This window comes from Nodosilinea sp. E11 (genome assembly GCF_032813545.1).
Taxonomy (GTDB): domain Bacteria; phylum Cyanobacteriota; class Cyanobacteriia; order Phormidesmidales; family Phormidesmidaceae; genus Nodosilinea.
On sequence record NZ_CP136520.1, the window covers coordinates 5035339 to 5051176 of the forward strand.

14 protein-coding genes and 1 tRNA gene are annotated in these 15838 nt (G+C 56.9%); 12 read left to right on the forward strand and 3 right to left on the reverse strand.

Translation table 11 applies throughout. From position 1 onward, the window contains the following. Window positions 1-121: 121 nt before the first annotated feature. The gene (locus RRF56_RS24530) at window positions 122-991 is read right to left on the reverse strand and encodes a class I SAM-dependent methyltransferase (RefSeq protein WP_317035776.1); all 870 of its coding nucleotides are present in this window, start codon (window positions 989-991) and stop codon (window positions 122-124) included. Between the two features lie 161 nt (window positions 992-1152). Here RRF56_RS24530 and RRF56_RS24535 point away from each other — a divergent pair, with 161 nt between their 5' ends. Both RRF56_RS24535 and RRF56_RS24540 read left to right on the forward strand, forming a co-directional pair. Continuing rightward, window positions 1153-1731, forward strand: a complete 579-nt coding sequence (locus RRF56_RS24535; protein WP_317035777.1) for a Uma2 family endonuclease — start codon at window positions 1153-1155, stop codon at window positions 1729-1731. Window position 1732: 1 nt separating this feature from the next. Continuing rightward, a complete protein-coding gene (locus tag RRF56_RS24540) occupies window positions 1733-2257 on the forward strand; it encodes a GNAT family N-acetyltransferase (RefSeq protein ID WP_317035778.1) in 525 nt (174 codons plus the stop codon). Here RRF56_RS24540 and ruvC read toward each other — a convergent pair. Together ruvC and bchI are read right to left on the reverse strand one after the other, a co-directional pair. After that, window positions 2254-2754, reverse strand: a complete 501-nt coding sequence (ruvC, locus tag RRF56_RS24545) for a crossover junction endodeoxyribonuclease RuvC (RefSeq protein ID WP_317035779.1) — start codon at window positions 2752-2754, stop codon at window positions 2254-2256. The genes RRF56_RS24540 and ruvC overlap by 4 nt on opposite strands. Window positions 2755-2762: 8 nt before the next feature. Further along, window positions 2763-3920 carry a magnesium chelatase ATPase subunit I gene (gene bchI, locus RRF56_RS24550; protein WP_410510515.1) on the reverse strand — a complete coding sequence of 386 codons (1158 nt, stop codon included), beginning with the start codon at window positions 3918-3920 and terminating at the stop codon, window positions 2763-2765. 285 nt (window positions 3921-4205) lie between these two features. Between bchI and RRF56_RS24555 the strand changes: the two genes are divergently transcribed. The 10 genes from RRF56_RS24555 to RRF56_RS24600 all read left to right on the forward strand — a co-directional run bounded on the left by RRF56_RS24555 (window position 4206) and on the right by RRF56_RS24600 (window position 15427). Then, on the forward strand, window positions 4206-5495 hold the full coding sequence (locus tag RRF56_RS24555) for a glucose-1-phosphate adenylyltransferase (protein WP_317035781.1): 1290 nt from the start codon (window positions 4206-4208) through the stop codon (window positions 5493-5495). A gap of 34 nt (window positions 5496-5529) precedes the next feature. Beyond that, window positions 5530-6009 (forward strand): AAA family ATPase, encoded by a 480-nt coding sequence (locus tag RRF56_RS24560; RefSeq protein WP_317035782.1) that lies wholly within the window; start codon window positions 5530-5532, stop codon window positions 6007-6009. A gap of 110 nt (window positions 6010-6119) precedes the next feature. Further along, window positions 6120-7847, forward strand: coding sequence for a peptide ABC transporter substrate-binding protein (locus RRF56_RS24565; RefSeq protein ID WP_317035783.1), 1728 nt, complete (start codon window positions 6120-6122; stop codon window positions 7845-7847). A gap of 130 nt (window positions 7848-7977) precedes the next feature. After that, window positions 7978-8265 (forward strand): MSMEG_0570 family nitrogen starvation response protein, encoded by a 288-nt coding sequence (locus RRF56_RS24570; RefSeq protein WP_317035784.1) that lies wholly within the window; start codon window positions 7978-7980, stop codon window positions 8263-8265. Between the two features lie 86 nt (window positions 8266-8351). Beyond that, window positions 8352-8425 (forward strand) — tRNA-Asp (locus tag RRF56_RS24575). Window positions 8426-8784: 359 nt separating this feature from the next. Further along, a complete protein-coding gene (ftsH, locus tag RRF56_RS24580; protein ID WP_410510689.1) occupies window positions 8785-10683 on the forward strand; it encodes an ATP-dependent zinc metalloprotease FtsH in 1899 nt (632 codons plus the stop codon). A 314-nt stretch (window positions 10684-10997) separates the two neighbouring features. Further along, the gene (locus RRF56_RS24585; protein ID WP_317035786.1) at window positions 10998-11348 is read left to right on the forward strand and encodes a hypothetical protein; all 351 of its coding nucleotides are present in this window, start codon (window positions 10998-11000) and stop codon (window positions 11346-11348) included. Window positions 11349-11489: 141 nt separating this feature from the next. Continuing rightward, the gene (locus tag RRF56_RS24590; RefSeq protein WP_317035787.1) at window positions 11490-12302 is read left to right on the forward strand and encodes a Nif3-like dinuclear metal center hexameric protein; all 813 of its coding nucleotides are present in this window, start codon (window positions 11490-11492) and stop codon (window positions 12300-12302) included. Between the two features lie 192 nt (window positions 12303-12494). After that, a complete protein-coding gene (locus RRF56_RS24595) occupies window positions 12495-13331 on the forward strand; it encodes a CHAT domain-containing protein (protein ID WP_317035788.1) in 837 nt (278 codons plus the stop codon). 125 nt (window positions 13332-13456) lie between these two features. After that, a complete protein-coding gene (locus tag RRF56_RS24600) occupies window positions 13457-15427 on the forward strand; it encodes a hypothetical protein (RefSeq protein ID WP_317035789.1) in 1971 nt (656 codons plus the stop codon). Window positions 15428-15838: the final 411 nt, after the last annotated feature.

The following is a 15838-nucleotide window of genomic DNA, read 5'->3' on the forward strand; positions in this document are numbered from 1 at the left end:
AGCCAATAACCCCTAGCCTAGATGTTCACGCAGCCGTCGATCAGCGGCTGTCATTGCCGTTTTGCGGGCATCCCTGACAAGAACTTCCACCCATCCGCCCATCCACCCATCCACCCACTTCCTAAGCAGGCTGCGCCAGCGGCAGATCACTCTCAGCCCCCGCCCCCTCACGCGTTGCCCCCGGCTCGGTCACCGGCAGCGGCTTGCGGGCAGAGCTAAGCTGGTTGAGCCAAAACACATCTTCGGTGCGCACTGCTTCAAACCCGGCATAGCCCAGCCACGCATCTACATTGCCCTGGCCATACTCGCGAATAAAGGGTTCCTCAAAAATGGTGCTGAGCCAGTCGGCGGCCCGCAGAGTACGCTGGTTGCCGTCGAGCAGCAGCATTTGTCCACCGGGGGTCAACAGCCGAAACGCCTCTGCGAGAATAGTTTTAGCCACGGCGGGGGGCGTTTCGTGGAACAGCAGCGTGGCGCACACCACATCAAAGGATGCCGCAGGCAAGCCCGTAGCCATGGCGTTGCCGTGGCGAAACGCCACATCGACCGCTGCCGCTTGAGCCTTGTAATTGGCCATCACCAGCATTTGAGGCGACAGGTCGAGGCCCATCACCTCGGCCTCAGGGAAGCGCCGCTTCAGCATTAGCGTGGCGGTACCGGTGCCACAGCCCAGGTCTAAAATCCGCCGAGGCTCGCCGTTGATCGCCTTGACCAGGCTCTCGCGTACCCAGGTTTCACCGGGGGGCAGCACGTACTGGGTAATGGGGTCGTAGGTGAGGGCGGCATCGACAGTCAGGTAGCCGTTCTTAATGCCGTGGAAGTTGCTGATTTTGTAGTAGTTGGGGTAGACCACTTGGGGGTTGGTGAACTGGGCCACCCCGGCTTCCCAATCGATACTGTCGCGCAGCCGCAGCAGGGCGTCGCGATCGACTAAGTGCGAAAAGATCGGCGCTAGAAACTGCTCAAACAGGGTTTTAGACTGGGTTGCCATAGGGTAAGTACCAACGCCGCGCAAACTTCCCTCAGCCTAACAAGTTCATTTCTCTCTGGCTAGGAAATAAGGGGCCAGTTAGGACACCACAGGCTTTGAGTAAGCGGCTTCTATGACTGTAAAAATGTCATAATTCTAGTCATTAGCGGTACTGATATGCCATGACCACTACCACCCAGCGCCTGACCCTAGATGAGTATCTAGCCTATGACGGCAGCGATCGCCGCTACGAGTTGGTCAATGGAGAGCTGCTACCACTGAGTCTGGGCACGGGTAGGCATGGAGCCATTATCAAGCGCTTGGAGAAGATATTTGACGCTGAAGCTGAGCGAGTTCAGAATGCTTGGACTGCTTTAGCCGGAACGGTTGGCCTACAAAGCCCCCGCAGCGACCGTTGGGACACGGTTAGAATTCCTGATGTATCGGTGCTGACCTTAGAGCAGTGGGAGGTGTTGCAAGAGCGAGAGGCCGTTATTCGTCTCAATGAGCCGCCACCGCTGCTAGTCGTAGAAGTGGTAAGCGAATCGACTAAAAGCACCGACTACCGGGCGAAACGGGCAGAATATAGCGTGCTGGATATTCCAGAATATTGGATTGTAGACCCGCTGGTAGGTAAAGTAACCATCTGCATGCTTGTAGAAGGATGGTACGAGGCTACAGAATACCAGGACCAGACTGTAGTCCAATCGTCTATTTTTCCGGAATTGGCGTTAGCCGCTGAGACTATCTTGCAGGGCTAGCATGGAGCAAAATAATGGCTTTGCACTACCGGGCTACCGATTGAGGGTAGGCTCTAGTCGCGATCGCGCCACCGTGGTCAAATTTATGGAGCGCACCTACCGCGAGCTGAACCCCCAGCAGCCAGTCGGCCACCTTGCTGACACCGTCGATCGCTTCCTCAGCCGCGACACCCCCCTCTGGTGGATCGACGAGGCCGGTGCTGATCCTGCTGCTGGCCCGGTGGCGGGCCTCTGGTTGGGGCAGGCCACTGACCAGCGCACCGGCATGCTCCATCCCTATGCTTTGCTGCTCTATGTGGTTCCCGCCCATCGGCGGCGTGGTCTGGCCACGGCCCTACTAGCGGTTGCCCACCAGTGGGCGCAGCAGCAGGGGCACAAGCAGATTAGCCTTCAGGTATTTAGCGACAACCAGGCGGCCCAGGCGCTGTATAAGTCCCTCGGCTATTACTCAGAGGCTATTTTGCTCAAAAAAACGTGGGATTCACAGCAACCCCAGTCCAAAATCGCCAATCCAAAACCTTTCTAGCGCTGATACCAACCTGCCAAAGCCAGAGCCAGAGCGTCTGCCGCATCGTCGGGCCGGGGTATGCGATCGAGGCCCAGTTCGCGGGCCACTGCCTGCTGCACATCTGACTTGTCGGCATTGCCGTAGCCTGTCAGTGCCTGCTTCACCTGGGCTGGGGTGAATTCGATATAGGGCAGACTGTGCTGGGCCAGCACCAGCATCACTACCCCCCGCGCCTGGGCCACCAAGATCGTGTTGGCCATGCGGTAAAAGAAAAATTTCTCAATCACCACCTGGTCGGGTTTGTACTGATCAAACAGGCTGTGCAGATCGGTGTAGATGGTGCAGAGGCGATCGCCCACCGGAGTTTTGGCGGGCGTCTCGATCACGCCAAAATCGACGACCGTGGCCTCGGCATGGCCTTCAAGAGCGGGTAGTGAAGTGGGGTCATCGCCGTCGATCACCCCAAATCCCAGAATGGCTAGCCCTGGGTCAAGCCCGAGAATGCGTTGACCCACAGAAACTCCTACCGTGCCCCCACGGGCTGGCGACCATTCATAGCTGCTTCGTCGGGGTCGGCCAAGCCAAACACCTTGCAGAACACCTTCTCGACCTTATAGCCCGAGTCGATGCTTTCTAAGGGGTCTTTGCGCAGGCGGTGGCGCAGGCAGAGCACAATCACCCGCTTGATGTCATCGAGGGTGACTTCGGTGCGGCCCTCGTAGGCGGCGATCGCCTTGGCAGCCCGGTTGGTGACAATATCGCCCCGCAGCCCGTCTACATCTAGCTCTGAGCACACCTCAGAAATTCGCACCCGGTCGTCGTAGTCGAGGTTGACCGAAGCTAGCCGCTGCTGGGCTTCGACCAGCTTCACCTGGAGTGCTTCCTGCTCGGCCTGGTGCTGGGCCAAGTAGGCGGCGGGGTCTTGGTCAAACTCAGAGCGCTGCTCGACAATTTGCACCCGCAGCTCGGGGTCGCGCACGGTGCGAATTTCGGCGTGCATACCAAAGCGGTCGAGGAGCTGGGGCCGCAGTTCGCCTTCCTCGGGGTTGCCCGAGCCCACCAGCACAAACTGGGCCGGGTGGCGAATGGAGATGCCTTCGCGCTCTACGGTGTTCCAGCCCGAAGCCGCAGAGTCGAGCAGCACGTCGACGAGGTGATCGTCGAGTAGGTTGACCTCATCGACGTAAAGAATGCCGCGATTGGCCTTGGCCAACAGGCCTGGCTCAAAGGCTTTAACCCCCTCAGACAGAGCTTTTTCGATGTCGATGGTGCCGCAGACCCGGTCTTCGGTGGCCCCCAGGGGCAAGTCAACCATGGGCACTTTCTTGAGGGCTACGGGCAGGTCATCGGTGCCGCGCTCAGACCACACGTCGCGGTCTTGAGGCGAACGGCTGAAGGGGTCGTCGGCCACCACCTCGATTTCGGGCAGCAGGTCGGCCAACGCGCGAATGGTGGTGGATTTGCCGGTGCCGCGATCGCCCATGATCATCACCCCGCCAATTTTGGGGTCAATGACGTTGAGCAGCAGGGCCAGCTTCATGTCGTCTTGGCCAATCACGGCGGTGAAGGGAAATACCGCGCGGCGGGCAGGGGCAAAGGTAGCGGGTGGGGTCGCAACAGTAGAATTCACAGGCGTTTTAGAGGTGACGGCAAAATTTAAGACTGTCTTCCATTGTGCCATAGTACCTGCGCCCCTTCGGCCCTCTGCGATCGCAAACCTCGGTGCATAGGGCCAATGTCATCGATCCGGGGGGTTAAAGCACAGCCATCAGCCTCAAACCCGCCCCCAGCTCAGAGTTAATCGCGACTTATGGGGACCATCAAAAACCGCTATCGTGTTGCAGGTCACATTCCGTCACAATCTTTCCTGATCCCCCTTGTCAAGCGGTACCCGCAGGCCCACACTGTAAAAGTGAAATAAGTGGCGTAAAACGAGCCATTTTGTGGGGCTTACCGAGGGAATCTTGTGAAATCAGTTCTGGCCATAATCTTAGGTGGCGGTGCCGGCACCCGCCTCTATCCATTAACCAAATTTCGAGCTAAGCCAGCGGTTTCCTTAGCCGGTAAATACCGCTTAATCGACATTCCTGTTAGTAACTGCATCAACTCTGAAATCCACAAGATTTATGTGCTGACTCAGTTCAACTCCGCCTCGTTGAACCGGCACATTGGCCGCGCCTACCAGTTTTCGCAATTTACCGAAGGCTTTGTAGAAGTGCTGGCGGCCCAGCAGACCCCCGAAAGCCCCAGCTGGTTCCAGGGCACCGCCGACGCTGTGCGCAAGTACCTGTGGCTGTTCGACTCCTGGAACGTAGAAGATTTTGTGATTCTCTCGGGGGATCACCTCTACCGCATGGACTACAGCCTGTTTGTGCAGCGCCACCGGGCTACAAACGCCGACATTACGCTGTCGGTGGTGCCCATCGGCTACAAACAAGCCTCAGACTTTGGTTTGATGAAGGTCGATGGCAGTGGCCGGGTAGTGGACTTTAGCGAAAAGCCCAAGGGCGAAGCCCTAGAGGAAATGCGGGTTGACACCACCTCCCTGGGGCTGAGCCCGGAGCAGGCCGAGGAGAAGCCCTTCATTGCGTCAATGGGCATCTATGTGTTCAAAAAGCAGGTGCTCATTGACCTGCTGCGCAAAAACCTTGACCAAACCGACTTCGGCAAAGAAATTATTCCGGCCTCGTCGCGCGACTATAATGTGCAGGCCTACCTGTTTGACGGCTACTGGGAAGATATCGGTACGATTGAAGCCTTCTACGATGCCAACCTGGCGCTCACCCAGCAGCCCCACCCCGACTTTAGCTTTTATCACGAAGACGCGCCCATCTACACCCGCGCGCGTTACCTGCCGCCCAACAAGCTGCAAAACTGCACGATCACCGAGTCGAGTATTACTGAGGGTTGCATTCTCAAAAACTGCCGCATTCACCACTCGGTAGTGGGTCTACGCCAGCGCATCAACGCCGACTGCGTAATCGAAGACTCGCTACTGATGGGAGCCGACTACTACGAGCCCCTGTCGGAAAGTAGCCAGCACCTGACCCAAGGCAAGATTCCCATTGGCATCGGCGAAGGGTCGGTGATTCGCCGCGCCATCATTGATAAAAATGCCCGCATTGGCCGCAATGTGCAGATCGTCAATAAAGACAATGTGCAAGAGGCCGAGCGCGAAGATCTGGGCTTTTACATTCGCAGCGGCATTGTTGTCGTGCTGAAGAATGCGGTTATTCCTGACGGCATGATCATCTAGCCTCAGGCCGTTGGTGACTGTACATGACGTCCCTGTGCCCTTGTTGATGCTGGTGGGTATTCCTGGCAGTGGTAAGTCGACTTGGGCTAGGGACTTTGTGTTAGATCATCCCTGTTATCAAATTGTGTCTACCGATGCCATTCGGGCCGAACTCTATGGCGATGCCGCTATTCAGGGGGACTGGCCGCAGATTTGGCAGCAGGTGGTTACCCTATGGCATCAGGGAATTGTTGCTATCCGGCGAGGCGAGCTGGATGGGGTAATTTACGATGCGACCAATGCGCGGCGGCGGTACCGAAGAGCTGCGATCGCAGCGGCTCGCCAAACGGGCTTTACCCACATCACCCTGACCTGGTTTGATCTGCCTTTGAGCGTCGCGTTAGAGCGCAACCGAGGGCGATCGCAACCAGTACCCATGGATGTGATTGCCGCGATGCACCGCCAGTTGCAGGGCGCACCACCCTCGGTGGCCGAAGGGGCCGATCGCGTGATCCACCAAAGGTTCAGTCAATAATGCCAACGCCTTCACTCCACTCCAGAGACAAAGCAGTCCGATGGTAGCGGCGCTTACTATTTTGATCCCCCGACCTTGTAGGCTATTGCCTAGTCGATTCAAGGTGACTAATGAACGTGCGTGCCGTCGCTACCGCCGGGTTGTGTTTACTGCTGTTTACCGGCTGCCAGGCGGCCCAAAGCCCTACCCAGAGCGAGACTGGAGCCGAGACGGCCTCAGCCCCCGACGACACCCTACGGCTGCTCTACTGGCAGGCTCCCACCATTCTTAACCCCCACCTCTCCAGCGGCTTTAAAGACTCTGAAGCCAGCCGCATTACCCTAGAACCCCTCGCCAGCTTCGACGCTGAGGGCAATATGGTGCTGTTTTTAGCCGCCGAAGAACCCACCCTTGACAACGGTGGCGTGGCCGCCGACGGCAGGTCAGTCACCTGGAGGCTAAAAGAAGGTCTGTTGTGGTCTGACGGCACACCAGTTACCGCCGAGGACGTTGCCTTTACCTACGAGTTTATTGTCAACCCCGAGGTGGCCACCACCACCGCTGGCTCCTACGAGATTATCGACAGCGTCGAAGCGGTGGACGACACCACCGTGCGGATTACCTTTAGCGAACCCAACCCTGCCTGGTACCTGGTGTTTACGGGCACCGAAGGCATGGTGCTGCCCAGACATATTTTTGCCGACTACAACGGCCCCAATGGCCGCGAGGCCCCCGGCAACACCATGCCTGTGGGCACCGGCCCCTATCGGGTCACCAGCTTTACCCCTGGCGATGTGATTGTCTATGAGGCCAACCCCAACTACCGCGAGGCCGACCAGGTCGCCTTTAGCCGAGTCGAGCTCAAGGGGGGCGGCGACGCCACCTCAGCGGCCCGAGCGGTGCTGCAAACTGGCGATGTTGACTACGCCAATAACCTCCAGGTCGAGGCGGCGATTCTCAACCAGCTAGAAGCGGCGGGGCAGGGGCAGGTGGTGGCCAACTTTGGCTCTCTAGTCGAACGGATTATTTTTAACTTTACTGATCCCAACCAGGCCACCGCCGACGGTGAAACCTCCAGTGTTGAGTTTCCGCACCCTATGTTTAATGACCCTCAGGTGCGTCAGGCGATCAATTTAGCGATCGATCGCGACACCATTGCCACCCAACTCTATGGGCCAACCGGGCAGGCCACTACCAACTTTTTAGTTGCCCCAGGCCCTTTTAACTCTGAAAACACCAGTTTTGCCTACGACCCTGAAGCCGCAGAGGCATTACTTGATGAGGCCGGCTGGGTTGATAGCAATAACAACGGCACCCGCGACAAAGATGGTCGAGAAATGCAGGTGGTCTTTCAAACGTCAGTGAACCCGGTGCGTCAAAAGACCCAGGAAATTGTCAAACAAACCCTAGAGCAGATTGGCATTGGGGTGCAGCTCAAAAGCATCGACGCCAGCGTGTATTTCTCTAGCGACCCGGCCAACCGCGAAACGCTCGATCGCTTTTCGGCGGATCTGCAAATGTTTGCCACCGGCAACACCAACCCCGACCCCGGTGCCTACCTAAAAACCTACACCTGCGACGAAATTACCCAAAAGGCCAATAACTGGTCTAAGAGCAACTACGCCCGCTACTGCAACCCTGAGTTCGATGCCCTTTGGGAGCAGTCGGCTGCCACCCTAGATCCCGAAGCCCGTCGAGACCTGTTCATTCAAATGAACGATTTGCTGATCAACGAGGCGGCGGTAATGCCCATCGTGCACCGTGCCGATGTGTCGGGCGTCAGCAACCGCCTCACCGGCATCAGCCTCACCCCCTGGGATCTCAGCACCTGGAACATTGCCGAATGGCAGCGACCGTGATGGAGTGATGGCTGGATTTTCTGTAAGGGTGAACAACCATTCGCCCTTACCCAAGACGTTCACTTTAACCAATCCACCCTCCTACCCATCCACCCTCCCACTCCCTACCCATCCACTCCCCTACCCTCCCATGCCCGAGATTCGCTTTCAAATTCAATGGCCCGACGGCAGCCAAGACACCTGCTACTCTCCCTCTCTGGTGGTGAAAGATTACTTCGCTCCGGCTACCACCTATCCTCTAAACGACTTTGTGGCGCGATCGCGCACCGCCCTGACCATTGCCAGCGATCGCGTGCAGGCCAAATACGGCATGCCCTGCGGTCTGGCCCTAGGACAGCTCCGCCAGATCGAAGCCACCGCTAGCGGTTACGACCACCTTCCCACCCCCACCGTGACGGTGATCCGGTTCCTGGAATAGTCGGTTCCAAGAAAAATTTTAGAAATTCCCAAAAGTTGTTTGACAAAAGCCCCGCAAAGCCGCACTATAGATATTGCCCGACGCAAGGGCCTGTAGTTCAACTGGTTAGAGCACCGCCCTGTCACGGCGGAAGTTGCGGGTTCGAATCCCGTCAGGCCCGTTTTAGTTATATAGCCCCGCATCTTCCGCCGTTCCGTCGGCTGTTGCAGGTATGGGCATTGCCCAGGCTTCGCCTACGAATCCCGTCAGGCCCGTTTTAGTTATATAGCCCCACACCTTCCGCCGTTCCGTCGGCTGTTGCAGGTATGGGCATTGCCCAGGCTTCGCCTACGAATCCCGTCAGGCCCGTTTTAAGTTAAAACTTTCTTTTGCCCCACGGATGTTTCATTCGTGGGGCAAAAGGTATCTAGTCTAGGCGGTCATTTCAGGGTGAGGGGGTTAGACTAGACAACAGCCCATCCGGTATCTGGGGATACTAGCCTCGGGCATAGTCTCGCTGAGTTTAAACCATCTATGACCATGCGTTCTCCTGGTAAGCAAGCCTCCCTGCGTCATCGTACTGGCGCTACTGCCACAGGCCTGATGACCGTGGGCTGGGTCTTGCTGCAAAGTCTGATGCCCCTGCCCCCGGCCCTAGCCCAGGCCGAGTCTGAAGAGCTGACCTATGGCCAGTTTTTGCAGCGCATTGAGCAGGGTCAGGTAGAGCAGGTAGAACTAGACGAAGGCCGAGGCATTGCCTACGTCACCCTGGAGGGCGCAGCCGAAGATGCTCAGCCCCAGCAGGTGGTGCTATTTGCCGGGGAGCGCAACGCTGAGCTGATTCGCCGTTTGCGGGCTAACGATGTCGATGTGGAGATTCGCGACTCGTCGGGAAGTGGAGCTTTAGCCTGGCTGGCGACCAACTCGCTGCTGGCGCTAATTTTGATTTTTGGTCTACTGATGCTGCTGCGGCGCTCGGCATCGGGGGCGGGCAACGCCATGAACTTCGGCAAATCGAAGGCCCGCTTTCAAATGGAAGCTAAAACCGGCGTGGTGTTTGACGATGTCGCAGGCATCGAAGAGGCCAAGGAAGAACTGCAAGAGGTGGTGACTTTCCTCAAGAGCCCGGAGAAGTTTACTGCAATTGGCGCGCGCATTCCCAAAGGGGTGCTGCTGATTGGCCAACCCGGTACTGGTAAAACCCTGTTGGCGAAGGCCATCTCAGGCGAGGCGGGTGTGCCCTTCTTCAGCATTTCGGGATCTGAGTTCGTCGAGATGTTTGTGGGCGTGGGGGCGTCGCGGGTGCGCGATCTGTTTCGCAAGGCCAAAGAAAATGCTCCCTGTATTGTGTTTATCGACGAGATCGATGCCGTAGGCCGTCAGCGGGGCGCAGGTATTGGCGGCGGCAACGACGAGCGGGAGCAAACCCTCAACCAGCTGCTCACCGAGATGGATGGCTTTGAGGGAAACAGCGGCATTATTGTGATCGCGGCCACCAACCGGGTCGATGTGCTGGATCTGGCTCTGCTGCGGCCAGGTCGGTTTGACCGCCAGGTGGTGGTTGACCTGCCCACCTACAAAGGGCGACTGTCAATTTTAGACGTGCATGCCCGCAACAAAAAAATTGAGCCCGATGTTTCGTTAGAGGCCGTCGCCCGTCGCACCCCTGGGTTTTCGGGAGCTGAGTTGGCCAACCTGCTCAACGAAGCCGCCATTCTCACCGCCCGCCGCCGCAAGGAGGCCATGGGCATGACCGAGATTGAGGATGCGATCGATCGCATTACCATTGGCCTCAGCCTCACCCCTCTGCTCGACAGCAGCCGCAAGCGGATGACCGCCTACCACGAGATCGGCCACGCCCTGCTCACCACTCTGCTCACCCACTCCGACGAGCTGAATAAGGTGACGATTATTCCGCGATCGGGCGGTATTGAAGGGTTTACCCAGTCTCTGCCCAATGAAGACATCATCGATAGCGGCCTCTACACCCGCAATTGGCTAATCGATCGCATCACCGTGGCCCTAGGGGGCTTTGCCGCCGAAGCCGAGGTATTTGGGGACGACGAAACCTCTACCGGAGCCAGCGGTGACATCCAGCAGGTGAGCAACCTGGCCCGTCAGATGGTCACTCTCTACGGTATGTCTGAGCTTGGTCCTGTGGCGCTCGAAAGCATGGATAACCAGGTGTTTTTGGGCCGCAACCTGATGCCCCGCAACGAAGTGTCGGAAGAAATGGCCAGCAAGATCGATGCCCAGGTACGCGGCATTGCCCTGTCGTGCCTCGATCGCGCCCGTACGTTGCTGCGTGAGCACCGCACCCTGATGGATCATTTAGTCGACGTGCTGCTAGAGCGCGAAACCGTCGATGGCGAAGAATTTCGTCAGATTGTCGGTCAATACACCCAGATTCCTGAGAAGTTTTTGGTCAAAGCGGGCTAGGGCTTTGGCTGTTCTTAGGCAGGCCGAGTCCGGCGTTAGCATGTTAGACCGTTGAAACGTTAAAACGTGCCAGCAGTTTATATGGGTGGTGTTTTAATCTGCACGGCCAGCCCGTCTCCAGGCCTACTCTGCAACGGCTGTCTTCCCAACGGCAGAGCAGTGGGGGTGATCATCTCTGCCTTGCTCCTCTACCTGGGGATCGATTCGGTCGCGGGGGTAAAACCGGTAAAAAGGTGAGGTCTTGGCCAACGGGCGCTCTGCGCGATTCCCAAATTGCCAGGGCACAATCTTTCGTCCGATTTTGGAGACCGACTATGAATACCGTTTTTGCTTCGGTGATGACCTGGGCGCGCCGGGCCGCGATCGCAGTGGCCTGTGTTCTGGTGCTGTTGAGCGCTACCCCTGCGGCACTTGCCAACAGCAGCACCCCCAGCCGCCCCGACCAGGGCACCGCCCCACTGAATGGCATCTACAACGAAGCTGAGAAGTCTGTGCGCCCTGAAAATGCGCTCGATGGCGACAAGATGATTGACCGGGCCAACAAGGGGCTAAACGAAGTCCAGAAGAATGCTGACACCGACCAAATGAGCCACCCCGCCAACTCTGATCAAGCCACCGCACCGATGGACAAAATTAAAGATGCCCTGAGCAACATCGTCAACTAATTGAGTTGATGGTCTGACAGTTCACCCTACTTTCCTGTGCCGTTGGTCGGGAGGTAGCACGGTAAACTGAGGGAGATTTCTCTCGGTGCTGGCTACCTCGACCAGCGGTTTTTTAAGTCTCTACTTTTCGTTTTTTGCCCTATGCCCCTTGCGATCGCAGATTTGATCTCTAAACTCGAAGCCTGGGCCAACCCCGCCTGGCAAGAAGACTGGGACAACTGCGGCTGGCAGGTGCAGCCCGGCATTCTCGACGAACCGGCCCATGTGCTGGTGTGCCTCACTCCCACTCTGACGGTCATGGCCGAAGCCCTGGCGCTGCGAGAGCAGGGCACCCCCGTCAACCTGATTTTGGCCCACCACCCGCTGATCTTTAGCCCGCTTAAGCGCGTTATCCAGGGCGACCCGGTGGGGGAGATGGTGCAAACTGCGATCGCTCACAATATTGGCATTTATACCGCCCACACCAACTTTGACCAGGTGGCCGATGGCACCGCCGACCTGCTGGCCCAATTGCTGCACCTGCAAAATTCTGAACCTGTGGTGCCCACCCAGCAGGGCCTGGGCTATGGGCGTGTGGGCGATCTCAGCCCCGCCCTCAGTCTGCAAGACCTGCTTGATCTAATTCAGGTCAAGCTCTCGCCGCCGCGATTGATCTATTCCCCCGCCGCCGATCTGAGCCAGAGCATTAGCCGGGTGGCGGTGCTGGGGGGTAGCGGGGCCAGCTATCTAGGGGCAGTGGCCAAGACCGGTGCCCAGGCCTACTTAACCTCAGACTGCAAGTTTCACCAGTTTCAAGAAGGGCGCGATCGCAACCTCGTGCTGATCGATGCGGGCCACTACGCCACCGAACGCCCGGCCTGCGATCGCCTGACCGAGATTGTGCAGCAGTGGGGTGCCCCCTGGGCGCAGCTCAGCGACCAGGATGAAGATTTTCGCCAGTTTTGGGGAAATTAGTCCGCCGTCCCCTCCTCGGAGGGGTGCCCGCAGGGCGGGGTGGGTCCATTCGCGACATAGAGAAAGATGGCTCTAGATAAGTCTCTGTCGCCAAGACCCACCCACCCCTGCCCCTCCTAGGAGGGGAAAGAACGGTCTTTTTTGGCTATTTTGGAGGCTGAGACTATAGTTGGAGAAATTTCTCAGCCCTCCATGCAAAAAATTCTCATTTTGGCGGCCAACCCCAAAAACACCAGCCGCCTGCGCCTGGACGAAGAACTGCGCGAGATTGAAGCTGGGTTAAGGCGATCGCAGCACCGCGATCGCTTTACGCTGACCCAGCGGCTAGCGGTGCGATCGCGCGATATTCAGCGGGCCATGCTCGAAGAAACGCCGCAGATTGTTCACTTTTCGGGCCACGGTGAGGGGGCTGAGGGGCTGGTGTTTGAGGATGAGACGGGGCAGGCCCAGCTGGTCTCTGGCAGCGCCCTAGCTGGTTTGTTTGCCCTGTTTAGCGATCCGGCAGAGTTCCCCGACCCGATCCACTGCGTGGTGCTCAACGGTTGCTATTCAGCAGTGCAGGCCGAAGCGATCGCCGAGCAGGTGCCCTACGTGGTGGGCATGACCCAGGCGATCGGCGACAGAGCTGCGATCGAGTTTGCCGTGGGTTTTTATGACGCCCTGGGGGCTGGGCGCACTGTCGAGTTTGCCTACAGGCTGGGCTGCGCGGCGATCGACCTGGCGGGCAAGCCGGAAAGCGCCACCCCCATTCTGATTAACAAAAAAGCTCCCCCATCCTCCCCATCTCCCTCACCTTCCAAGTCCATTCCCTCAGGCCGCACCGAACTCTACCAGTTCCTCCTCAATCTTCCTGGCCCCCAGTTTGATCAAGTGATCTTTGCGCTCAACCCGCCCAGGGGCAACATCTCGCCGCCCAGCGCCCCCCAGGGCCAGCGAGTGCCTGAGCTGTTTGCCTGGTTAGAAAGCCCCATTGGCCCAGGCCTAGACGCTCTCAAAACGGTTTTGGCCCATGTCTTAAACCCTCGTTAGCCCCTCCGACACGCACCCCATCGTCGGAGGGGCACTCCAGGGATGGCGCACTGCCCGCGACCCAGCCCCCCTCTGGGCGGCAAGACCGCAATGAAAAAACGCTGGTTAACGCGGTGTGGACGGAGGTGGAGGATCGCCTGCGCCAGTCGCTGCACAATGCGATTTTGATTCGCCTGGATATGGCCGAGCAGCGCAGCCAGGTGAGTCGTCCCTGGGATAGTGAACTGCGAACGGCTGATCAAAAACCCAAACCGTTGCCCCCCAACACCCCCATTGCCGAGGTGTTTGACCGCCGTGAGGTGGGCGGCAAGCTGCTGGTGCTGGGCCACCCCGGCGCAGGCAAAACCACCACCATGCTAGATCTGGCCGCCAGCCTGGTGCAGCGGGCCAATACCGACCCCGATGAACCCATCCCCGTGATGGTCAACCTATCGTCGTGGCAAAACCCTAAGCAGCCCTTTGCCAACTGGTTTGTAAGCGAGCTAAAGCTGAAGTATGGGGTCTCGCAAAAGCTGGGCCAAACCTGGCTGAGCGAAAAAAAACTGTTGCCCTTGCTGGATGGCCTGGATGAACTGCCCCCCGCCCGCCAGGAACCCGCCGTGCAGGGCATCAACACCTGGCTGCAAAGCGACACCGGAGCACCCCGCCTGCTGGTGTGCAGCCGATTGGAAGAATACGAACTCTATGCTAGCAAGCTCGACCTGAATGGGGCCATTTGTCTCAGCCCGCTGACCGACGAGCAACTAAGAGACTACCTGGCCTCGCTGAAGATGGCGCACCTGTGGGAGACCCTACAGCATGACGACGACCTGCTAGCGCTGGTGCGTACCCCGCTACTGCTGAGCGTGTCGATTTTGGCGAATGATGACCTGGATGCAGCACAGTGGAGCCGACTGCAAACCACCCAGGAACGGCTCGACTACTTGCTCGATGTCTATGTTAGGCGGCGGCTACACGACATGGTTAACAGCAGAGCATATCTGCCGCATAGGCAGCCCACCGCTCAACAAACTCGGTACTGGTTGGTGTGGCTAGCCCAGCAGCTCCAAGCGCAGTCAAAAGATGAGTTCTTGATCGAAAAAATGCAGCCAAGCCTGCTGACCACAGATCAAAAAAGAGATAAATATTTAAACCAAGCGAGCCTATTAGGCTCACTTTTATTTATATTGCCATGGATCTTCTTACTAATAGTAGAAGCAATGCCTTCAATTCAGCTTGTCCGAATCTTGTTTTCTGCTATTGTAATTGGCATTCCAGCGCTTTTTGTCTTGAGCATAATAAATAGGATTCCTGATTTTGATGAACACATATTAGTGGCCGAAAAAATAATATATTCCTTCTCGGAAGCTAACAAGCAAGTAGAGACTGTGTATGTCAGACCAATCTTGATTCGGCTTTCCAATTTTATTATTTCTCTTCAGAAGTTTTGGAATCATTACAGAGCAAAGGAAAAGGTTTTGTTTTTGATTTGTTTATTTATCTATACTTTTCTGATGGTGCTGCTCGCTGTCAAGCTGTGGAGCTTAGATGATTTCTATGCAGTGGTTAGCTTATTAGGCTCCATAATCGCAGGTTGCCTTATTTTGGTTCCTTATTTCGGCATTGTGCGGGTAAATAACGAAGAATATAAAGTTACACCAAATCAGGGGGTGCGTGGATCTCTTAATACTTCTCTTGTCTTATTTGCTCTAATTCAATTGATCCTATGTATCATTGGGTTTTTTATAGCTTTAATCCATTGGCATCAGACTGGTTGCTATCGTGAAATCGGAATGCTTTTGTCTTCTGGATTTTGGGATAAGTGTTTTTCGGGTGGGTTAACTTATGTTTTCTCGTTTTCTCTTCTTGGTTTTTTGCTCTTTGCACCAATTGGATGCCTCTTTGGTGGTCTTAATGCTTGTGTCAAGCACTTATCTTTAAGAATAACTCTTTTCCAAGAAGGAGTTATCCCTTGGGACTATGCTCGCTTTCTCAATCACTGCACCGATCGCCTGCTGTTGCAGCGTGTAGGTGGTCGCTATCGGTTCATTCATCGGCTGGTGCAAGAGCACTTTGCCGCCATGCCGCTGGAGCGGGGGCGTGGGGTAGATGGGTAGATGGGTGGATGGGTAGGGTGCATTCGCGGCTCATCAGCCTAGGCCAACCACCCCAACACTTTGCTCTTGGAGCCGCAATGCACCACTTCGCAAAATGACTCTTGGCCTGGTCTTTTCACGGTGCATTGCTTCGCGAATGCACCCTACGAGGCTTCGCCGCCATGTCGTTGGAGTAGGGGAAGTAGGGTGCATTCGCGGCTCATCAACCTAGGCCAACCACCCCAACACATTGCCCTTGGAGCCGCAATGCACCACTTCGCAAAATGACTCTTGGCCTGGTCTTTCCACAGTGCATTGCTTCGCGAATGCACCCTACGAGGCTGAAACCATCGATCGCTGTTTAGAGTATAAAGGGAAACACGCCAGCATTCGCGGCTCATCAGCCTAGGCCAACCACCCCAACACTTTGCT